Annotated in this window: 18 protein-coding genes; 17 read left to right on the forward strand and 1 reads right to left on the reverse strand. The window is 26.4% G+C overall.

The features are described from left to right. The first annotated feature begins 23 nt into the window (after positions 1-23). From ON24_RS08715 to ON24_RS08790, 16 genes are all read left to right on the forward strand, one after another. Positions 24-1052 (forward strand): DUF354 domain-containing protein, encoded by a 1029-nt coding sequence (locus ON24_RS08715; RefSeq protein WP_040682671.1) that lies wholly within the window; start codon positions 24-26, stop codon positions 1050-1052. 426 nt (positions 1053-1478) lie between these two features. After that, the gene (locus tag ON24_RS08720) at positions 1479-2558 is read left to right on the forward strand and encodes an acyltransferase (protein WP_040682672.1); all 1080 of its coding nucleotides are present in this window, start codon (positions 1479-1481) and stop codon (positions 2556-2558) included. A 371-nt stretch (positions 2559-2929) separates the two neighbouring features. Then, positions 2930-4012, forward strand: a complete 1083-nt coding sequence (locus ON24_RS08725) for a V-type ATP synthase subunit I domain-containing protein (protein ID WP_040682686.1) — start codon at positions 2930-2932, stop codon at positions 4010-4012. A 304-nt stretch (positions 4013-4316) separates the two neighbouring features. Continuing rightward, a complete protein-coding gene (locus ON24_RS08730) occupies positions 4317-4784 on the forward strand; it encodes a DUF1890 domain-containing protein (protein ID WP_040682673.1) in 468 nt (155 codons plus the stop codon). Positions 4785-4802: 18 nt separating this feature from the next. Further along, the gene (locus tag ON24_RS08735; RefSeq protein ID WP_016358205.1) at positions 4803-5117 is read left to right on the forward strand and encodes a DUF1894 domain-containing protein; all 315 of its coding nucleotides are present in this window, start codon (positions 4803-4805) and stop codon (positions 5115-5117) included. A gap of 112 nt (positions 5118-5229) precedes the next feature. Next, positions 5230-6195 (forward strand): methionine synthase, encoded by a 966-nt coding sequence (locus ON24_RS08740; protein WP_040682674.1) that lies wholly within the window; start codon positions 5230-5232, stop codon positions 6193-6195. Positions 6196-6468: 273 nt separating this feature from the next. Further along, positions 6469-7854 carry an MFS transporter gene (locus ON24_RS08745; RefSeq protein WP_040682675.1) on the forward strand — a complete coding sequence of 462 codons (1386 nt, stop codon included), beginning with the start codon at positions 6469-6471 and terminating at the stop codon, positions 7852-7854. A 127-nt stretch (positions 7855-7981) separates the two neighbouring features. Further along, positions 7982-8392, forward strand: a complete 411-nt coding sequence (locus ON24_RS08750) for a hypothetical protein (protein ID WP_040682676.1) — start codon at positions 7982-7984, stop codon at positions 8390-8392. 124 nt (positions 8393-8516) lie between these two features. Next, entirely contained in the window at positions 8517-9236 is a 720-nt protein-coding gene (locus tag ON24_RS08755) for a thymidylate synthase (protein WP_040682677.1), read from the forward strand. A gap of 21 nt (positions 9237-9257) precedes the next feature. Next, positions 9258-9605, forward strand: coding sequence for a VOC family protein (locus tag ON24_RS08760; RefSeq protein ID WP_040682678.1), 348 nt, complete (start codon positions 9258-9260; stop codon positions 9603-9605). A gap of 174 nt (positions 9606-9779) precedes the next feature. Next, entirely contained in the window at positions 9780-10535 is a 756-nt protein-coding gene (cobM, locus tag ON24_RS08765) for a precorrin-4 C(11)-methyltransferase (protein ID WP_040682679.1), read from the forward strand. 505 nt (positions 10536-11040) lie between these two features. After that, positions 11041-12978 carry a heavy metal translocating P-type ATPase gene (locus ON24_RS08770; protein WP_236254938.1) on the forward strand — a complete coding sequence of 646 codons (1938 nt, stop codon included), beginning with the start codon at positions 11041-11043 and terminating at the stop codon, positions 12976-12978. A gap of 480 nt (positions 12979-13458) precedes the next feature. After that, positions 13459-13920, forward strand: a complete 462-nt coding sequence (gene cfbA, locus ON24_RS08775; protein WP_040682681.1) for a sirohydrochlorin nickelochelatase — start codon at positions 13459-13461, stop codon at positions 13918-13920. 555 nt (positions 13921-14475) lie between these two features. Next, entirely contained in the window at positions 14476-15405 is a 930-nt protein-coding gene (gene cfbA, locus ON24_RS08780; RefSeq protein ID WP_040682682.1) for a sirohydrochlorin nickelochelatase, read from the forward strand. 191 nt (positions 15406-15596) lie between these two features. Further along, positions 15597-16058 carry a hypothetical protein gene (locus ON24_RS08785; RefSeq protein WP_040682683.1) on the forward strand — a complete coding sequence of 154 codons (462 nt, stop codon included), beginning with the start codon at positions 15597-15599 and terminating at the stop codon, positions 16056-16058. After that, a complete protein-coding gene (locus ON24_RS08790; protein ID WP_040682684.1) occupies positions 16030-16557 on the forward strand; it encodes a hypothetical protein in 528 nt (175 codons plus the stop codon). Before ON24_RS08785 ends, ON24_RS08790 begins: the two co-directional genes overlap by 29 nt. Positions 16558-16850: 293 nt before the next feature. On the opposite strand, the gene ON24_RS08795 is transcribed toward ON24_RS08790, so the two are convergent. Continuing rightward, positions 16851-17867: an MraY family glycosyltransferase gene (locus tag ON24_RS08795; RefSeq protein ID WP_016358218.1), complete on the reverse strand. Its 1017-nt coding sequence runs from the start codon at positions 17865-17867 to the stop codon at positions 16851-16853. A 684-nt stretch (positions 17868-18551) separates the two neighbouring features. Here ON24_RS08795 and ON24_RS09050 point away from each other — a divergent pair. Then, positions 18552-22727 (forward strand): C1 family peptidase, encoded by a 4176-nt coding sequence (locus tag ON24_RS09050; RefSeq protein WP_050553624.1) that lies wholly within the window; start codon positions 18552-18554, stop codon positions 22725-22727. The last annotated feature ends 1115 nt before the right edge of the window (positions 22728-23842 follow it).

Below are 23842 nucleotides of genomic sequence, written 5' to 3' on the forward strand. Positions count from 1 at the left end.
TCCAATAATATAAGGTTGATATTATGAAATTTTGGATTGATATTACAAATGCACCTCATGTAAGGTTCTTTAAAGATGTAATCAATTATCTTAAAAGTGAAGGTGAGGATGTAATTGTAACTACAAGGGATTTTGGGGATATCCATAAACTAATGGACATGTATAATTTAGATTATATCTCAATTGGTCACCATGGTGTTTCATTATATGAAAAACTTAAAACATCAACTGACAGGATTGATGAGATGATAGATGTTGTTGCAGGCGAAAATATTGACGTTGCAATTAGCAAGCATTCAATCGAACTTCCAAGAATTGCTTATGGTCTTGGAATTCCAAGTTTATATGTGTTGGATAATGAACATGCTACAGCAGCAAATAAATTAACACTTCCATTATGTAACAAGATTATATCACCTAAAGTTATTGACATGTGGAAATTAATGGAATATGGTGCAGACCCAAATACCATTATTCGCTATAACGGTACGAGTGAATTAATGCATTTTAAAAATTTCAAATATAATGAAAATATCTTTGAAGATTTAAACCTTGATTTGCCATTTGATAAAACCATTTTTATGCGTCCAGAACCTTCACTTGCATCATATCTCGATGCTGACTGTAACAAATCTGTTCTAACACCTATTGTAGAAGAACTTAATGAATATGCAAATATTCTAATTCTCCCAAGATTTGCAAAACAAGCAGATATATTTGAGGATATGGAGAATGTTACTATACTTGAACCACCTGTAGATACCTCAAGTATAATCAAAAGAAGCGATCTTGTAATTGGAGCTGGTGGAACTATGAACAGGGAAGCAGCTATTCTACAAACTCCAGTAATTTCATGTTATCCTGGTAAAACCTTATCTGTAGATCAATATTATATTGATAACGGTTTAATGTATAGATCTATTGAAACAAGGGATGTAATATCTCATGCATTAAGCTTCCTTAATAATCCTCATGAAAAGATACAGATCAATCATGATGATCTATTTAAAATCATTATTGACAATATCTATGAACTTGCAAAATCTAATTAATATTTTAATTAGATTTATTCAATCTATTTTTATTGGTATTCAATTGATTATTTTTTTTAATTTGAGAATTGTCGATTAAATTTTTTATTAAAAAAATACTTAAAATAATTTTAGGTATTATAATATATTTTTGAAAAATCTATAATTCCCCTTACTTTTTGATTGTTTTTTAGTTGAATTTTAATGTTTTAGTTTTCATAGACTTTTTTTAGATATTTACATTAAAATGTTTATAATTTTTATTATAGATTTTAAAATTACTTTTCTTTTTATATTTTTTAGATTTAAAATATCTATTTTGCACATTTTTAAGTTTTTAACTCTTATTTTTTAATTTGAAAAAATATATTAATGATTAGCTAAAAAATAATTATAATTATTAATTTTATAATAAATTTTTTTATTACATATGTTGGGGGGGTTTTTTTGAATATTGTCAACAATTCTAAAAAGAGAATTTTATATTTGGATTCGCTAAGAGTTTTAGCAATTGTATGTGTTGTTCTTATGCATGTAAGTACACGTTTTAATGTAAATGTTGCTAATTTTGATATTTCTGCTTTAATAAATGCATTTATAAGAGTAGGTATTCCTTTATTTTTCATGGTAAGTGGTGCATTACTTATAGGTAAATCAAATGAGAATTTTATAGGTAGAAGATTTAATCGTATTTTAAAACCTTATATTTTTTGGGTAATCGTTTATTTTTTAGTTGGAATTTTACTTTTTAATGGTACCTTTAGCTTAAATTATTTTTTAGATATATTATTAGTTAAAGCTTCAATTACTACTCATTTTTGGTTTATATATTGTTTATTAGGTGGATATTTATTAATTCCTATTGTAAATGGATATTTAAAAATTGAAAAGGATAAAGGTTTAAAATATTTATTAGTCCTACTTTTATTATGTACAGTGTTAACTTCATTAGATAAATTTGTAGATTTAAATGTAAGTCAATTTAAAATAATTTTTATAAATTTGCCTTTTCTTAAGACTCCTTTATTCTATTTTGTAATTGGTTATTACTTAAATAATAAAAAATTTAATATTTCTAATAAAAAATTGGTTTTAATAAGTATAATTTTAATTGCAATTGGTTATGTTTTAGAATTATTCTATTTGCATACAAGTAATCATGGTTTTAAATTTCCAGATGCTACATTCTTATTAAATTATCATTTAATAATAGAATCTATTGGAGTATTTATTTTCTTCAAATACTTTGATTTGACTTTAATTAGCAGTAAACTTAATTCATTAAGTAATAGTAGATTAATTCCAATTGTTAGAAATATAAGTGGATGTAGTTTTGGTATTTATTTTGTTCATTATGTGATAATCAAATATTTATTTGAAAAAGGACATTTGTTCTACCAATTTACTGTTGGTAAGGCATATCTTTGGATACCAATTACTTTCCTAGTAATATTCCTGATTAGTTGGTTTATTATTTATCTTATGAGTAAGATTCCAATTTTAAAAATAGGAAGTGGTTTCAAATAAAATTATTTTTTAATTTTATTTTAACTAATCCCTTTTCAATCTTAATTTTTCAAAAAATAATTATTCTTTTAAAAATAACTTTTTTTTATTGAAAAATCAATACTTTTAATAATTATTAAAACATAGATTTATTGTATAAAAATTTTATAATACTATGATAATATTTTATAAATAATTATTAAAATCAATTCTTTAATTATCTTATAAAATATTATTTTAATAAATCTTTAAAATAAAAGGATTATTGATTATTTATTCGTTTCGAGACTTTTTAATAATCTATATTTATTTAATTGATTTTATTTTTGAGTTATTAATTTTTTTATTAATAATTATATATTTAAAAAATTATTCTACTGTGATAAAATATGATGTTATTAATTGCGCAAAATCATTTACAACTTATTGTTGAGGTAGCATTGATTTTAATTGCTTCAATGATATTTATTATTAATTTAGTTCCTTTATCACTTAGTGTAGTTACATTTTTATCTTTATTCTTATCTGGAGCATTCATGTTACTTTTTGCTGCAGATTTATTTATGCTGTTTCTATCATTTGGGCAGAATGAGTTTACTCACCCATTTGGTCCAATTGCTCTTGCATGTGTAATTACAGCATTAGCATCGATGAAGGTAATGGAAGAGTCGGGCGTAAATGTTAAAGGTCTTAAAAAGTTAGTCTATGGAATAATTGTTGGAATAACCCTATTTGGAGGAATGATGCACAGATCTTTCCTTATACTTTGGATTGTAGGTTTATTTATAGGTTATACTATTATATCAAAATCTTTCAGACAAAAATCAGTATTTACCTTAAAAAGAATTCTATTGGTTATAGGTGTTGTCATTGTTGCATTTGGATCACTTCAATTATTATCCATGGTTTTAAACATGCCTATTTTCTCACCTTTACTAAGGATTGCAAGGATTGAAACTTATTCTGGTAGTAGTTTACAAACTGTACTCAGTAGTACAGAATTAATAGGACATAATACTAATGCCTCATATTGGAGTAATTCAACTGCAACAGGATTTGCAGAGGGTTATATATCTTTACCAATGCAATTTATCCTCTTCTTTGGTTTACCATTCCCAATGTTCTTTGGAACACTTGTAAATCAGAAAGATACTATCGATTACATGTTAAGTGGTATTTTTGGATATGCATTTGATTTCGGATATTTAGGTTTAATTGGCCTTATAGCATTTGTATTAATAGTTACAATTTTAGGACTTAAAATATTAACAATCTATAGAGAAAAAAGGGAGAAAAGTAATAAGAAATATTTGGGAAGAGAAGTACTTTTAATTGGTTGTCTTTCCGCATTTATCTCTCAAGCTTTAGTTGGTTGTTTCATATTTAACAGGTCTATTAATGGATTAGCATTGCTGGCATTTTTAGTATTGGCGGCATTGGTTTTAGGACATACTGTAACTGTTAAAAGACATTAATCATTTAATGTCTTAATTTTAATTTTTTTATATTTTTTTAGTTTTTATCTTATTTTGGCTTTTTTTAGGGTTTTTTGATTATTTTTAGTTTTTAATAAATTAATATTTGTTCTATTATAAATTTTTATGTTTTTTTTAGTTTCTGGATTGTTTTGGCTTTTTTTAGGGTTTTTTGATTATTTTTAGTTTTTAATAAATTAATATCTGTTTTATAAAAATCTTTATACTTAATAAAAATCAAAATTTAAATAGTATAAATATATTATTAATAATAATATAATCAAATTTTAAGGGATGTTTAAATATGAAAGCATTATTATTATTAGGTTGTCCTGAGGTTCCTTCACAAACACCTATGGCAATCTATGCAATTAGTCAGTTAAGTGATATGGGATATGAAGTAACTGTTTCTTCAAATCCTGCAGCTGCAAAACTTTTAAAGGTATCTGATCCTAAAAACTGTTATCCTCACAAGAATGTAAACATTGATAGGTTTTTAGAGGATGCAGGCGAGAAAGACTTTGATTTAGTATTAGGTTTTGTACATAAGGACTCTGCTGCAACTTACTTTATTACATATTGTTCTGTCATGAATTATAAAAAAGCAATTGCTCTTGTATTCCAAAGAGATGCATCTTTAGTGGAAGATTACACTCAGATGGTATCAGAGAATACCGATGCGGAAGTTGTATCATGTATAGCATATCATAATCCAAATCCTATTAAGGTTAACTTAAATAAAGCATTAAAAAATTTAAAACAAGATAATTAAAAAAAGGGGTGTTGTTAAATGTCATTCTGTTTAGATACATATCTTCAACAATCTGAAGATTATAAAATATTACTTTCACAATCTGGATTTAAAGATTGTGCTAAAGCTGTAGAAGATAACTCAAAAGAAATTGTCCATATAAATCCTGGAGATAAAGTTTTAGGTATTAGAATTATTGGAGTTCCACCAATACCAGTTGGAATTAATCCAGATAAAAAAACAGTTTGTATAACATATACAAAACCATGTAATGGAACTTCAGCTATTGAACTTCCTGTTTCAGATGAGGAAATTAACGATATTTTAATGAAGAATATTGATTACAAACATTAATTAGAATTTTATTTCCAATTAGTTTGATAATCGTATTTTAGAAAAGATTTAAAGTATAAAAGATATCAATTCATTAAGTAATAACTGTAAAACTTTATAAATGAGGTGAATTATGCTAACTACTGTTGTTGGAAGCTTTCCACATAAATTATACAGTCCATCAACATTTTCTGAGAAGATAAAAAATATTCTTGGCCAATATGATCCTTATAAAAAAACTATTAGGGATATAGTATTTGATGAACTTAAAGCAGGGGTGGATATTGTTGCAGATGGTGGTGTAAGAGAGATGAATATGATTAACTATTTCTCTAGATATATGCCTGGAATGAAGATTGACGGTAAGACAACTGTAATTAAATCTAAAATCTTGCCTCCTCATACAGATATTACAATCAATGATATTAACACAGCCTGCGATGCGATTTGGGAGTATAAGAGATTACATAACATTCCTGATGAAGAGTTTAAAAATAAGGCTGTTAAAGGAGTTGTAACTGGTCCGTCAACAATGGTTTACTCATCAATGATTGAGTCATTCTATAAGAATAAAAATGATGCAGTTTTAGATTATGCTAAGGCTTTTAATAAAGAGTTACTTGCTATTGAAAAGAAAACCCCTGCAGTTTATATCCAGATTGATGAACCAATCTTGTCCACAGGTATTGCGGATTTGGATGTTGCCAAAGAGGCCATTGATATGATGACAGAGGGAGTTAAAATTCCAATTGCAGTTCATTCCTGTGGTAGTGTTAAGGACACATATAAATATTTGGCGAAGTTTAACGTTGATATGCTTGATTTTGAGTTTGCAGGAAATCATGATAATTTTGTTACAATAAAACATAATAAGTCTAAATTTAAGGATAAAATCATTGGTTTTGGCTGTGTAGACTCTGCAATAGATCAGGTTGATGATAAATATAGAACCCGTGAATTAATGCACAAGGCTGTAGATGTTTTCGGGGAAGATAATTTAATCTTTGATCCTGATTGTGGACTTGGTAAATTGTCCCATGATAATGCATTTAGGAAACTAGAGCTTATGTGTAATTTAAATAATGAGTTTGACAATTAATTCATTTTATATTAATACTGATTTTTAGTCTACGATTTGATGATTTTAAATTCGTTTTTATAATACTATTGATTTTTAGACTATTTATTTTTTAAATCTTTCTTTATTTTGTACTTGTTTTTATCTTATTTTATTTTGTTTTGATTATCTTTTCTTTTTATTATTTTTTAACCTTTTTAATAGATAAAACTCTTTTGGATTTTATTATTCTTTTTTAAAAGTATTACAAAAGTATTATAATATTTGCTAAATATATTATTATTAGGTGTTTAAATGAGCGAGAAAAATAGTAGGGTTAATAAAAATATTGTACTTATTACAGCTACATTTGCTTCTTTTTTAGTACCTTTTATGACTTCATCTGTAAATATAGCTCTTCCAACTATTGCTCAGGATTTATCAGTCGATGCAATTAATTTAAGTTGGATTACAACTAGTTTTTTATTAACTTCTGCCATGTTTGCAGTTCCATTTGCAAAGGTAGCTGATATTTATGGTATGAAAAAGATTTTTAAATATGGTATGATTATATTTGTTTTATCATCATTGGCAGCTGCATTTTCAAATTCTGTAAATCTGATATTGCTATTTAGATGCATTCAAGGATTTGGGGCTTCTATGTTATTTGTTACTTCTCTTGCTATGATTGTTTCCGCGTTTCCTAAAAATGAAAGGGGTAAAGCAATAGGAATCAATGTTTCTGCAGTTTATCTTGGACTCATATGTGGTCCTGTGATAGGCGGGTTCTTAAATCATTTTCTCGGTTGGAGAAGTATTTTTATATTTGCAGTAGTTGTAGGTTTAATTTCCCTGCTATTAGTTATAACTGAACTTAAGGATTATGAGTGGGCTGAGACAACAGAAGATTCTATTGATTATAAAGGTTCAATTTTATATATGTTAATGCTTGCTTTGATTCTTTTAGGATTTTCAAACATTTCAGAACCAATTGGATTAATACTGTTAGTTTTAGGTATAATTTTACTTTTAGTATTTATTTATCTTGAGTTAAGGGTTGATAATCCTATTCTGGAGATGAAACTATTCTTTAATAACAGGCGTTTTGCATTTTCAAATCTGGCAACACTAATTAGTTTTGCAAGTATGTATTCTGTTACATTTCTATTGAGCCTGTATTTGCAATATATTAAAGGTTATACGTCATCTAATGCAGGTTTAATAATGTGTGTTCAAACGGTTTTAATGTTAATAATATCACCAATATCTGGTAGGCTATCTGATAAATATGATCCCGGTAAAATATCCTCTTTAGGTATGTGTATTATTTCACTTTCAACTATAATGCTTGCTTTAATTGACGCTAATTCAAGTCTTATTTATATCATTATAACCTTGGCTATTCTAGGTATTGGTATAGGTATATTCTCAGCACCAAATACAACAGCTATTATGTCTTCTGTTGAAAGGAAATTCTACAGTGTTGCATCTGCATCAGTTAGTACAATGAGACTTGTTGGTCAAACATCTGGAATGGCAATATGTTTACTTGCCTTTTCATTATTCATAGGTTCTAATCAGATATTGCCTGATAAATATCCTGCATTGATAACGAGTCTTAAATTTGTATTTGCAATATCCTTTATATTAAGCATCTTTGCTATTTTTGCATCACTTGCAAGATCTGATGTTAAAAAATAATTTTGTTTTTTTCCTTTAAATTTTTTATAGTTAAATAATATATTCTTTAAAATGGTGTTTTTTTTAAGAACTTTTATAAATAACTATTATAATAATATTTAGGTAAGTTTAATAGATCTGTGATAATATGGATGATTATTTTAATATAGATGAATGGCAAAATTGGGTAGATAAATCTTTCCACATGTTTAATGGGATTATTGAAGGGGGAAGAATAGGATTTCTATTGGAAGGATTTGATGATTCTATGATTCTTTTAACGAAAGGTGTAAATAATATTGATGTTTCCTTAGTTAATGGATTAACTGACGTTTCTTTAGATAAATCGCATGCAGATATTATTTTTAAAGTTTATCCCTCAGATGTTGAAGATTTACTTGAGGATTATGACTTTGAAATATTCAATGAGTTACTTGAAAAGGAATATATCCGTTTGTATAATCTTTTAGATGTTGAAGAACTTGATTATAATGGTTATGAACATTTCCTATCAAGACTTGGATTTTATATAAATGGAGGTCCCTATTGTGGAATATAATTCATTTTAAACTATTTTTTTTATAAATTTTTAAATAACAACTTATTTTTAAAAGATTTAATAAATACTATAATAATTAAGACATTTTTTTTAAAATTACTATTAAAATTGGGATTAGGATATTATGGTTTATAAAGTTGACAATAAAGAGATAGCAGATTGCTGGGAAGATTTAGTTAATCTGGTTTATACTAATGGTCATTTTGTTAATGATGAACGTGGAAGTAAAACCAAAGAATTGTTAAATGTTGTAACACGTATTAGAAATCCTTTAGGTATTCAAAGTGGAGGATTTTTTGGTTTAGGTAAAGAATATACTTCAATTGAAAATATCCGATTTCCTGAAGGTTATTTCTGGGCAGGGGATAGGATTAAAACCTATGCAAATCAATTTTTAAGTCGTGAAAATCCTGGTTTTGTATATACTTATGGTAGTCGTCTTAGAAATCATGAGGAGTATCTATCTGATGAGAAAGATGATGAAGGATTTACAGGTATAGATCAGATTCAGGTTGCTATAGACAGATTAAAAAACTGCAGGGAATCACGTAGAGCTACATCTGTTACTTGGGATCCTCATTTAGATACAGTTCATGATGAGGTGCCATGTTTAATTCTAGTGGATTTTAAAATTAGGGATGATAAGTTATATACTACTGGTGTTTGGAGATCCCATGATATTTATGGTGCATGGTTTGCAAATGCTGTAGGTCTTAGCTATCTTACACAGTATGTTGCAGATGAGGTGGGAGCAGATATCGGTTCTGTTACAATTCACAGTATTAGTGCTCATATCTATGAAACTGATTTCGATGATGCGGAAAGACGTTCCAATATTAACTAAACTATTTAAAGAGGTGGTAATATGAAAATTAGATACAGTACTATAATTGTAGATGATATGGATAAATCTGTGGAATTCTATAAACTTCTTGGATTCAATGTTCATCAGGTTTTTAATCTTCCAAATGATAATAAAATCACATTAATGGAATCAGAGGGAGAAACCATGATTGAGCTTATAGATAATGGTGATGAGGCAGGACTGTTTTCTGTAGGTATGGAAGTTGGGGACATTAATAAAGAAATAGAAGATTTAAAATCTAAAGGTGTGGAATTCTTCTTAGGTCCCACTAAAATTAGTGTAGGATATTTGGCTATGTGTAAAGATCCTAATGGTGCTACAATAGTTCTAATCCAACATACAGATTAAATCTATTTTAATATTTAAAGATTAAAATTATTATTATTATTATTATTATTATTATTATTATTATTATTATTATTATTCTCTTAAACTTTAATGAATTTTATGGATAATTTTTAAATTGATATAAACGAATATATGTTTGATTAAATTAAATACTAAAAATTTAATGTGATAATTATGGATGGTAAAGTTGTTTTTATAGGAGCAGGTCCTGGTGATGTAGAACTTTTAACACTTAAGGGATATAAAATTATAAAAAAGGCAGATGTAATCATTTATGCAGGTTCACTTGTTAATCCTAAAATCTTGGAATATAATGAAAACAATGCCAAAATTTATAATAGCGCATCTATGGATTTAAATGAAACTACCGAAGCTATTAAAAATGCATGTGGTGAAGGTAAATTAGTTGCAAGAGTTCACACTGGTGATCCATCAATTTACGGTGCTATTGCAGAACAAATCAGGGAACTCAAAAAATTGGACATTGACTATGAGATTATTCCTGGTGTAAGCTCTGTATTTGGTAGTGCGGCAGCACTTGAGGCAGAGTTAACATTACCTGAAATTTCTCAAACTGTCATTATTACCCGTCCTGAGGGTAGAACACCTAAACCGAAAGGTGAAAGTTTAGCTAGCCTATCAAAACATCATGCTACAATGTGTATCTTTTTAGGAGTGGGAATGATTGATAAAGTGGTTGAGGAATTATTAGTTGGTTATGAGGAGGATACCCCAATTGCAGTTGTTAAAAAGGCAACTTGGCCAGATCAGGAAATTATCAGAGGTACCCTTAAGGATATAGTATCTAAAGTTAAAGATGCAAATATTACGAAAACCGCTATGATAATTGTTGGTGATGCTTTAGGAGATACTGATTTTAATCCTTCTAAATTATATGATAAAAACTTCAAACATGAATTCAGACATTAATATTTTCCCTTTTTAATTATTTTTTTTATTAAATACTTTTTTTATAGGAGTATTACTCTTATTATTCTTTAATTTTATTTTTTTCCATTTTTATCTTCAATTTTTTCTTTTAATCTATAACTCTGCTTTGTTTTTAAAATGTTTAATTCATGTTTCTATTTTTATTAATTAAATCATCCATGTTATTTTTCCATTATTTTATCAATTTAACTTTAATAATTTTCATCATAATTCAAATAAACTTTATATATTAGATTAAACTATTATTATATGATTTAATTAAATTTGTAGGATTAATTGTTTTTGATTTTAATTAAAAACACTTTAATTTTAATAATTTTTGATTTAATAATATTTTAAAATTTTATATCTAATTTGGGCCAATATATTAAGTTTAATTTATTTTAATTAAATTTTACTTTAATAAATTTATGTTTTTATAAAATTTACTTGAATCTAAATATGCTGGTTAATCTTAGATGTATTAATGTTTGCAGTGATTAAAATGGAACTTAAAGAATTAATAATAGATGAATATAAAAGAAATGGGTTATTCATCGTTATTTCAATTTTATCATTAATATTAGGTTATTTTGAATTTAATTTTTATTTTATAAATCTATCTTGGATTGCAATATTACTGTGCGGATTGCCTATAATAAAAGATGCAATCTTGGGATTAATTATAGATCATGATATTAAGGCAGATGTTCTTGTATCAATGGGTATAATCTCTTCAATACTTATTGGTGAAGTATTTGCTGCAGGGGTAATTTCTGTAATTATGGCTATCGGCGGATTTTTAGAAGAGTATACTGTCAATAAAACAGAAAAGGGAATTGAAGAGATATACGATTTGAATCCCTTGAATGCCAGAATTATATTGGATTATTCTAAAACCACTGAGAGGGAAGTACTTACAGATACTGAAGTGGTTAAAGTCAAAGATATAATTAAGGTGTTACCTGGTGAACAGATACCTGTAGACGGAAGGATCATTGAAGGTCACAGTTCTGTAGATGAATCTGCATTAACTGGTGAAAGTATTGCAAAGGATAAAAAGGTTAATTCTCCGGTTTATAGTGGAACAATAAATACCTATGGTAGTTTTTATATGGAGGCTACCAAGGAAGGAAAGGACAGTTCTATTCAAAAACTTATTAATCTTATTGAAGAGGCTAAACCTGAAAATGCCCATGTTGTAAGACAGGCCGATAAATGGGCTACCTGGATTGTGGTAATTGCATTTGTATTGGCTATTTCCACCTGGTTTATAACAGGTGAGGTTATTCGTGCTGTAACAATACTTGTTGTATTCTGTCCATGTGGTCTGGTTCTTGCAACCCCAACTGCAATTGTAGGTGCAAGCGGAAATCTTACGAAGTTTGGTATTCTTGTAAGAAATGGTGAAACGATTGAAAAATTATCAAAGGTTAAAGATATTGCATTTGATAAAACAGGAACCCTAACCTATGGAAAGCCTAAGGTTGTTAATATTATACCTGAAGATGATATCTCACAGGAGGAATTTATTCAGTTGGTGGCATCTGTTGAGAAAAACTCAGAGCATCCACTTGCAAAAGCAATAATCAATAAATTCGAAGAGGATTTTAACAAAGATTATTTAAAAACTAAAGACTTTAAAATGGTTTTAAGTGAAGGTGTTGAAGCTAGAATTGATAAGGACAATGAGGATGTGGAAATATTTGTTGGTAAAAAAGAATTTATTTCAAATCATGTTTCTGTTTCTGAAAACAGTCAAATAAGTAAGTTTGAGGAAAATGGCTCAACTATCATATATGCATCAAGTGAAAATCGGTTTCTAGGCTCCATTGTTTTATTGGATGTTTTAAGGGAGGATTCCAAGATTGTTATATCCCAGTTAAATGGAGAAAACATTAACTCATTAATGCTTACAGGAGACAATGAAAAAACTGCAAACTATATTGCATCCCAACTTGATCTTCATGACTTTAAGGCAAACTGCATGCCTGAGGATAAGATCAACACAATTACTTCCTATCAAAAGTCTAATAAAATGATTGCAATGGTAGGTGACGGTATTAATGATGGACCTGCACTTAAAAAGGCAGATGTTGGTATTGCAATGGGTGGTGTTGGTAGTGATATAACCATTGAGGCATCTGATATTACTTTTGTAAGTGATGATATCAGATATATTCCACATCTTTTCGATGTTTCTAAAAAAACAATGGAGAAGATCAATGTTAACATCTTTTTATCATTAGCCATTAACTTCACAGCTATGTTTCTAGCAATGTTCGGATTAATAGGTCCTGTTGCAGGTGCTTTAATTCACAATATCGGTTCTGTAATTGTTGTTATTAATTCATCTTTATTATTAAACTATAAAATTGCAGATAAAGATTTCTCATTAATTAATAATAATGGAATATCTAGGGAGTTTAGTAAATCAAAATAGTTATTTATTTATTAAATTCATTTTTTTATCTCTATTTTCCAAATTTCCATATTTTTTAATATTTTAAGAGTTTTATTGTTTTAATTTATTTGATTATAATCTATTTTTATAAGAATCATTATTTTTATTATTTTTTTAATTTTATTCATTAATAATTCTTGTTATCTGATTTTAATTTGTATTATTTTTTATTATTCTAATTTGGACTAGTTAATATTTGTTTTTGTGGTTTTGATTTGTATTGTCTTTTATTATTCTAATTTTAGATTGATGTTACTTTTTAATGGCTTTTAATATTTTTTTATTTTACATATTCTTTATTTAAATTAAATTTAATTAAGGAAAAATTTAATAAAGATTAAAGAATAATATAAACCTATTAAAATTCAATTGATTAAATAATTAATAAATTTTTTATTTAGTTTATCTGATTTTGAGAATATTAGTTAACTATATAGAAACAATAAATTCATAAGTGATATAATGAGTGATAATAAAACTGGAATCTTACTTCTTTCTCATGGAAGTAGATTGGATGATGGGGAAAGAGTTATAAACAACTATAAAGATTTTTATTTAAAAAACAATCCTGATGCTAATGTTGAAGTTGGATTTATGGAGATTAGAAAACCAAGTATTCCTGAGGCATTTGAAAATTTAAAAGCAAAAGGGGATTTGGATAAGATAATTGTTGTTCCTGTTTTTGTTGCAAATGGAGTACATACTAAGAGGGATATTCCAAAAATATTAGGTTTAAATGATTCTGATGAGGGGGATGAACATCACCATCACCATCATTCTGATGAGGATGAGCATCATCACCATCACCACCATGATATAGAAAAGGTAGATTTTGATGGTGAAATTGTTTTAACAGATCCGTTAGGATTTGATGAGAGAATCTTAGATATTATTAATGATAGAATTGAAGATGCTTTATAATTTTTAAGCATTATCCTTTAATATTCTATTTTATCTCTATTTTTTTTCTAAATGTTTGTTTGTCCTTTTTATTTTAAGTTATTAATTATTATATGGCTATAATTTTATCTTTCAATTATCTATTTTTCTTTGATTTTCTCATGACTTTATGTTTTAAATTTACTTCCTTATTTTTACTTATTTTCCTTATGATTATTTTTTTTATACCTAATTTTTTTAATTTTTATAAAGCTTTTTTGATTAAAATTCTTTTTAATTTTCATTTTTTTATTATTTTTTCCCTTATTTTTTTAGTTTTAGTAATACTTTTAGGTTTCTATATCTAAAATAATATAATAAACTTTATTAACTATTATAATCTAATTTAATAGTATAATTATATTATTTAATAATTTTTATTATAATTTTATTACTTTTCATTTCATATTAATTTTTTTTCAATTGCTCTGGAATAGATAAGATGTTCTATTATTCCTTGGATGTTTAAGAATTAACCTCGGTTTTTTTTAATTGGAATAAAGTGTAATATGGATGATTAAAGATTTTTGTGGTATTATGAGTGATGAAAGTAATGTTGCTGTTTTATTAATAAGTCATGGAAGTAGTCTCCCTTATGGGGAAGAAGTTTTTAATGAAATTTGTGAGAAATTCAAATCTCTATCTAAATTAGATGCAGAGGTAGGGTATATGAAGGTTTCACATCCTACATTAAAAGAGGCAGTAAGTAATTTAAAAGAACGTAATCCTGGTCTTAAACGTATAATAGCTATTCCTGTATTTTTAGCTAATGGAATTCATACTAATATTGATATTCCAACAATTTTAGGTTTAAATCCTAAAGAGGTAGATCCTAGACAACCTGATGGTAATTATCCTAAAGGACATTATCTTTATGGACTTGAAGATATTGACTTTGATGGAGATTTAGAATTGCTTGATGCAATTGGACCTAATCCTAAGTTATTGAAGATTATAAACAATCGTATTTCTAGTGGACTTAAAGAGTCAAAGTTAGATGATGATTCAAAAACAGGTGTTTTACTTGTCTCTCATGGTAGTAGATTAAATTATAATTATGAATTTATATCAAATTTATTTAATCAATTTAAAGAACAAACAGAATATCCTTGTGATTTTGGTTTCATGGAGCTTGTAGAACCGAATATTCCTAGTTCCATTAATAATTTAACTAAAAATAATGATATTGACAGGCTTGTAGTTGTTCCGGTTTTTATTGCTCCAGGTGTTCACACAACAAGGGATATTCCTACAATATTGTCCTTAATTGATGGTGACGAATCAGAACATCACCACCATCACCATCATGATGGTGAAGGTCACAGTCATTCACATTCACATTCTCACAGTCATGGTCATGGTGATGAGAAGGTCGAATTTGATGGGGAAATATTATATCCAGACCCAATCGGTTCCGATGATATATTAATTGAAATTTTATGGGATAAAGTTAAAGAAGTCTTGTAAAATTCTTTTAAAGATTTTATCTTTCTATTTTTTTTCATTGTAAAAATATTTTAGTTTAAATTTTTATTTAACTTGAATTTATTTCTTTTTCTTTAATCAGTTATTTATTTTCAGTGAACTGTTTTAAATCTTGTAAAATTTTTAAATCAGATTTTAAAAAAGATTTATATTATATTCAATTACTAATATTTATGAAATTTAGATTGTTTTCAGATAATATTGGCGTAATTTCTATTGATTTTCTATTTTCATATGCAGTTTTAATACTTATTACTGCAGTTTTATTGTCATTTGCATATTCGAATTTGGGAAATATTAATTCTGAAGAGCAGAATCTTGAGGAACGTTTGATATTGGATTCTTTATCGGATTCTATTAATTCTGTAAGTTTAAATAAGGTAGGTTATTCAAGGAAAATAAGTTTAAAGGGGGATGTTCAGGGATATCCTTACACTGTACAGGTATATAATAATCATTTAATATTATATGATAAATTCAATTCTCTGGAATCAATAATTATTCCAGTAAATATTAAAACTTTCACTGGAACAACCGCATATAGTTTTAGACTAGACTCTGGATCTACTTATCTTTTAACTAATGTTGAAGAGGGAAACAGTACCTATGTTAGATTTAGAAAACTTAAATCCTAGATTCTCAGATTCATATGGACAATTATCTGTGGAATATGTTTTTATTTTAGTTATTTCTATGATTGTCATATTCTCTACTTATTCCATTATAATAAATGAGAATGAAATTAATGTAGCTATGGAAGCAGCAAAAAGTGGAGCTAATGAAGGGGCATTAGTTGATGGTATGGCTGTCTATACTAATAATGAGTATTATACGGTTTACTCGGATAAAAAACTAACTCATACAAAATACATTCAAATAGTAAATATCAGCTATTCGTATAATGGTTTCAATCCTCAGTTACAAAGACCTGAAATAGATATTCAGGTAACTGCATTGTCAAATACTGATTTAACTAACGAGGAAAAATCAAGATTATCTCAAAAAATCAATACACGTATAAGACGCTCTATAATATATACATTCAATACCTTGAATTATACTAGCGCTCCTAGTTATGATACCTGTTACTCTGATAATTATTGTTTTCTAACTAAGGATGTAATATGGGTTTAATTTCGAGCTTTTTTATAATATGGTAAATTGATTGTTAAAAATAAGTATTTTTTCATATTCTTTTTATTTAGGTTTTTTTAATAAATGGATTGGATTATTATATTTAATTCATTTAGATTAAATAGGGTTTTTTTTAATCTTTTTATGTTTTTTATAGAAGAATAGATTGAATTATTTTATATTTAATTTATTAAAAAATAAAATTAATCTTTTTATTTTAAAAATAGGGTTTATATTTGATTCATTTAAAAAAAATAAATCATTAAATTTTAGTAAATAAAAATCAAGATAATTTATATATAATATAAATGATCTTTTAATATTAATATATGTTCTAATGATTCGTTTCCTGTCATTATAGGCATATATATCGCTACTAAAATTCCGATTATACCAAATATTATACCAATACCCCATATCATTTTAACAGCAGTTTCCTCTTTAATAGGACGTTTTAAAACTAATCTAATCAATGATTTGAATCCTTTTTTAGGTCTTACCAATTCCTCATTTTCATTTATCTGGGTTGGTTTTTGTTCGGATCTATTCATGAATCCTGCACTGTAAAATTTAAGACATGCGTCAATAATATTTGGTAACATAATAATGAATGCTACAAGTTTTATTCTTCCAATTAATGCAATGGCAGCTATTGTTGCACCAATAATGAGGGTTCCAGTATCTCCTGGAAATACTTTTGCAGGTGGTTTATTGAAGTGTAAGAATGCTATAAGAGCTCCAAGTAAACTCATACTTAAGATAGTTACGTCGTATTTTCCAAGAATTATACATGCTATTGTAAGTGAGGTCATGGATATAATACCAAGACCAGACTCCATTCCATTTAATCCGGCAAGCATATTTGTAAGGTTACTTGCTATAGATACAATAATAGGTATTGCAATGAGATATAAAATTCCAACTCCTGGAGGTGCAATCCAAATAAGTGGTAGGCCTGCTAAAAATAACAGTACTAATTTTTCCATAGATTTTAATGCTAGAATATCGTCCACCATTCCGATCATACCAACGAGAAGTATAACAACTAGAACAACAGATAATTCAAATGTTAAATCCGGATGTAATAAAATTCCTACAAAAATACCTAAAATAAAACCAAATAATATTCCAAGTCCACCCATCTCTGCAACTAAAGGTTTCGTACTTTTATGTATGTCTTTACCTACAATATTAGCTTTTTTAAGTCTTTTAATTAAATGCGGCATCATCCATCTGGTTAATATTAAAGAAACTAAACCACAAATAATCGCAACAGCAGTTAGTGGAATTCTTGCCGTTATAATATTCATTTATTTTTTCACCTTTAATGATTATAAGATAACTCCTTTTTTTAATATATATTATTATATGATAATTAATATTTTTATTGATTAAGTATTCGATTTCCTATTTGACTTTATTATTTTTTTTAAACGTTATAAGATTTTAAAAAGTAAAAATAGGGTATTTCTCTTAAATTTTTGATTTAATATGAAAATTCTCTCTATTTATATATTAAATGGTTTTAAAATTGATTTTAAAATTAATTGTCCAAAAACTGTATTATTATTAAATTTTAATGGTTTCAATTTCAATAATCTATTGAATTAAGAAAATTATTTGTTTTAAACTTATGTATTTTTTAACATTCGATAATTTGAATATGTATTAATTTCTATTATATTTTATTCTACTAATGATTTAATTTTATTTTTTCGGGTTTTTTTAGGTATTTAATCTTTTTTAATAGATTCTAACTATAATTAACTAGTTTTTTTAAATTATTAAATTTTTAATTTCTTTCTCGTAAAATAAAATCGATATGTATTTATATAATGTTTTTTTAATTTATTTATATAGAAATTAATATTTTAAGAATTTAATTTGTATAATTTTTTAATTAGTTTTTATATTCTGTATAAAGATTTTTATCAAAGTTATTCAGTTAATTAAAATATTATTTTTTATTATATACAATTAAAAGTTGATTTTATATGAAAATTCAAAGAAATAAGATTTATCTTTTATTATTGTTTTTTTCAATAATGATTATATCTGTTTCAGCAGTTTCTGCAGGGGATATTAATGATAATTCTACTGTAGATTCTCAAATTAGTGATAATTCTGAGACTAATCTTTCTGTTTCTGGTTCTACTAATAATTCGGAGGATATTCTTGATCAATCTCGAAATATTTCAGATGATTTGGGAGTAACTGATAACGATTCAGATAGTCAATATTCAAAAACAGTATACTTTGATTCAAATGTTTTGGATGATACTGGTGATGGAACTATTAACAGTCCATATAAAACAATAACCAGTACTAGAATTAATGGAAACTTAGCTATTATTACAAATGGTAATTATGTTATTTCAGGTAATTTTTACTTAACATCTCCTACAAAAATAGTTGGTTCAGCTACTTTGGATACAATCTTAAAGTTTTCAGGTAATACTGTTAGATCAGATAATTATTTAAAACTTGTAAATTTAACTGTATCTAATGTAAATTTCTATAATCGTGGTGAATTCTTTGCATATAATGTTCTTTTTGCAAATACTACAGATTATAGTGATAACAATTTTGGTGGGGTAATCTATTCCATTGGTGATGTAGGTATATACAATTCTACTTTCCTTTCATTAGGCTCAGAATATGGTGGAGCTATTTACCAAACATTAGGAAATCTTGAGATTGTAAATTCAACATTTATTAATATCTCCTCTTCCAACTTTGGAGGAGCAATTGCAATAAATGCCTCAAATTTAAAAATTTCCAATTCTCAATTTAATAATGTAGTAAGTACCGGTGATGCTGGTGCTGCTATTTACTCCACATGTTCTAATATTGTCATTGATCAAACTAGTTTTACAAATTGTAGCTCAACTTTTGGTACAATTTGTCAACTTGAAGGTAATCTTAATATTTCTAATTCAAACTTCACAAATAACTCTGCTAAATATTATGGTGGAGCTATTTACGATATGTATGGTCCTATAGATGTTACAAATTGTAGATTCTTTTATAATACTGCATTAAATGGTGGTGCTATATCTATAGATAATACTACTGCATCAATTAAAAATTCAAAATTCAAGAATAATAATGCGACTTACTATGGTGGCGCAATATATGCATGTATAGTCAAGGAATTTATTAGTTCTAATAATGAATTTGAAGATAATTATGCATTAGTAAACAATACTATCTATAATATTACTGAAGTTCCTATGTATTATGGTAATCAGAATTATACTATAATTGTAATGGATAATACTACAATAAATGGTTCATTACCATCAAAATTTGATTTAAGGGATTATGGTTATGTAACTCCTATTAAAGATCAGGCTTATGGTGGAAATTGTTGGGCATTTGCAATATTATCTGCTTTAGAATCAAATATTCTTAAAGCTAATGGTCAAACTTATGATTTTTCTGAGGAAAATATGAAAAATCTTATGGCTTATTATTCTGATTATGGATGGATATATTATGGAATTAAAGTTACACCAAATGATGGTGGAATAGATAATATGGCTATCGGATACCTTGTAAGTTGGTTAGGTCCAATATCTGAGGATTTAGATCCTTATGATGATTACAGTGGTATTTCTGCAGCATTAAATTCAAGTTTAGTCCATGTTCAAAATGTATACTTTATTCCTGCAAGAGAAAACTATTTGGATAATGATAAGATTAAAAGTGCTATTGTAAATTATGGTGTAGTTTCAACTTCAATGTATTATAGTTCCTATTATTTAACTGGTAATTCATATTATTACTCAGGTACTCCAGGCTCTAACCATGCAGTTTCTATTGTTGGTTGGGATGACAATTATTCTGCAAGTAATTTCGGATATTATTCCCATCCTGCTGGTAATGGTGCATGGATAGTTAAAAATAGTTGGGGTGAATCCTGGGGAGATGACGGTTACTTCTATGTTTCATATTATGATACTGCATTTGCCAGAGTAGGAACTCAGGATACCTATGTATTTATCTTAAATGATACAGCTAGATATAATAAGATCTATCAATATGATATGAGTGGTTATACAGACTGGTTTGTAACTTCAAGATCTTCAATCTGGTATGAGAATATATTCAAGGCTGTAGGTAATGATACATTAGCAGCATTTTCCACATACTTTGAAAATGCAGACACTAACTATGAAGTTTATGTATTAGTTAATAATCAAACAGTTTCCAGTCAATCAGGTACTGTTTCTGTTCCAGGATATTCAACTATTCACTTAGATAATCCTGTAATGCTTCATGAAGGGGACAATTTTACAATAAGAATTAAACTATCTGGAAGTGGAAATGTTAACTTTCCTATTATTGAAAATTCTACTGTAAGAGTAAACCTTAAGGAAAATGTTTCATACTTTAGTTTTGATGGCTCTAATTGGGTTGATTTATCAACTTATGTCAATAGTGGTGATAGTTCTACAGACGGCCATTATTATTCAGGTCAAACAGCATGTATTAAAGCATTTACAGTTGGAAATCTTAAATCCACTGTCATTGCCAATGATGTTCTAATGAACTATAATGATGGTACAAAATTAGCCATTCAAGTTTTAGATGAGAATAATCGGCCACTTGCAAATAATTATGTTGATATTTCCATGGATGATATAAATTATTACAGGTTAACTGATTCCAATGGTTATGTTTATTTTGATTTAAATCAAAATCCTGGAATTTATTCTGTAAATATTAGATTTAACGGTAATCTTGATTACAGTCCCAGTATTAAGAATGTTACTGTATCTATTAGGCCTAAAATTAATATAAATGCTAGTTCAGTTGTTAAATATTATGGAGATGATAGTAATCTTATAATTAGTTTAACTTATGAGAATGGCACTCCTGTTACTAGTCAGGAAGTATTAGTTAATATTAGTTCTAATCATTATACTCTTATAACTAATGAATATGGAATTGCTGTTTTAAATATTACAGATAAAATCGGTAGTTATAATGCATTAATATACTTGGATAATCAGTCAACTTATTACTATTATGATAATCCTGTAAATGTTACAATTGAAGTATTAGTAAATCCAGTTAATCTTGAGGTTTCTGATTTAGTTAAATATTATAAAGACTCTTCTAGTTTAATCATTACTTTAACAGATAAGGATGGAAAACCTGTATCTGGTGAAAATATATATCTTACTATTAATGGTACAAATTATATTGTTGTAAGTAATGAAAATGGCACTGCTTTATTAAATCTTAATAATACTCCAGGTAATTATGTTGGAACTGTATATATTAATAATAGTAATTACTATGCAAATCCAGTTAATTTTAGTCTAATGGTTTTAAAAGGTAAAGTTGCAATTAATGAATCTGATCTTGTAATGTCATATAAAGATGGTTCCAGATTTGGAGCTACTTTCTTAGATAATGAAGGTAATCCCTTATCTAATTTAGGTGTTGTCTTTGAGGTCTGTGGTAAAAATTATACTAGAACTACAGATGATGACGGTTATGCAAGTTTGGCTATTAATTTAAATGTAGGTAATTATACTGTGAATACATTTGTTAATGATGGTTATTTTGAATTTATCTCAGCATCAAATAATGTTGTTGTAAATAAAAGAGATATTATCTTTGAAAATGTATCTAATAATTTAGTAATGTATTATAAGGATGGTTCAAAATTACAAGTACGTTTATTAGATCAGGATGGTAATCCCGCTTCAAATGTAAATATTACTTTTGAAATTAGTGGTAAGAAATATTATAGAATCACTGATTCTAATGGATTTGCTAGTTTAAACATTAATCTTAATGTAGGAAAATATGCCTTTAAAATTTATCTTCCTTCTAAATCTTATAATGCTCGGACTATAACAAGTACAGTTACAGTTAAAAAGATGCCTGCTAAAATAAATCTTATTGGTACTAATATTAAAAAAGGAAATTATCTTAACGTGAGAATTTTAGATAGGAACAATAAACCTATTTCTCAAGTTAAGGTTGCAATAAAGATTAGTGGTAAAACCTATTATAAAGTAACTGATTCCAATGGTTATGCTAAATTGAAGATCAATCTTTCACCAAAATATTACTCTACTAATATTTCAATAGTTGATGCTAGAAACTTCCAATCAAGTAGTTTGACTAATACTGTTAAAGTTAATAGATAAGATTATCCTTAGCATTTTAAAACTTTCTTTTTTTCTTTTTTTAATTTTAGCCTTAAAACCACTTATTTTTTGGATTTATTCTATTTTTTATATAAATCGCTTTTTTTAATAGTAATATAGTTAATATTAATTTTAAATATTTTTTTTATAAAATAAATTAATTTAAATCAAATAAAATTTCTTTTACTTAAATTTAAAACGATTTTATAGTTTTTATAATTTATTTTTTATGGATTTTTTTTAATGTAACTTTATTTTATTAATCTTTAATTGGCTTAATTGAATTTAATCTATTTTTTTCTATAAATATTAAAGGGTTTATGATTTATTTTAAAATTAAAGGTTTTATCATTTTTGTATCTATTTTATATTTAAAGTTTGCTATTTATTCTTTTGAAAAAAACCTAATTTTTCTTAAAACTTTTAAATATTACCATATCTTCAAAAATATTATGTTTTTTGAATGAAATTAATATTTTTTTAATATTTTTTTAACATTGGCTCTATTTTTCATTAATTCTTCTGATTTTTTTGAATAATATTTATTATCATTTTTTTATAATTTTGTAATACATTTTTTTATCTTTTTTAAATTTTAACAAATAACTCTTTATTTTATTAAATAATGATTTATATAATTTGTTAGTTAAAACAAATAAGTTTTAATTTATGTTTTATATTTATTTTATGTATAAAGCTATTTTTATTTGATATGGATATGATTATTTTTTTATTTAATAATTAAAAGATTATTTGTAGTTTTTTAATTAAATTTTATTTTTTTAATGATTAAAAAGATTTATTTTTAAAAAATATATTATATTTTCAATAAAATTTCTATATAGCTATTTAATTTTATTTAATATTAATTTTAAATATTATATGCAATATTTTCAATTTATTTTTGTAAGTCTAGAACCTTTCGGTATAGTATGTGCTATGTGTATTATGGCGTTAGTTTAAGTCTATGTATAATCACATGATGACTATGAAAACTATTTTTCCACATATGGCAAAATATATTTTTTAGTGAGTACCTAATGCTTTGTGTTAGGTGTGATGTTGGTTTAGTAGATGTGGTGTATTGATTGTTAGAACAATTGATTGTGTATACT

It is taken from the genome of Methanobrevibacter boviskoreani JH1, assembly GCF_000320505.1.
GTDB classification, from domain to species: domain Archaea; phylum Methanobacteriota; class Methanobacteria; order Methanobacteriales; family Methanobacteriaceae; genus Methanarmilla; species Methanarmilla boviskoreani.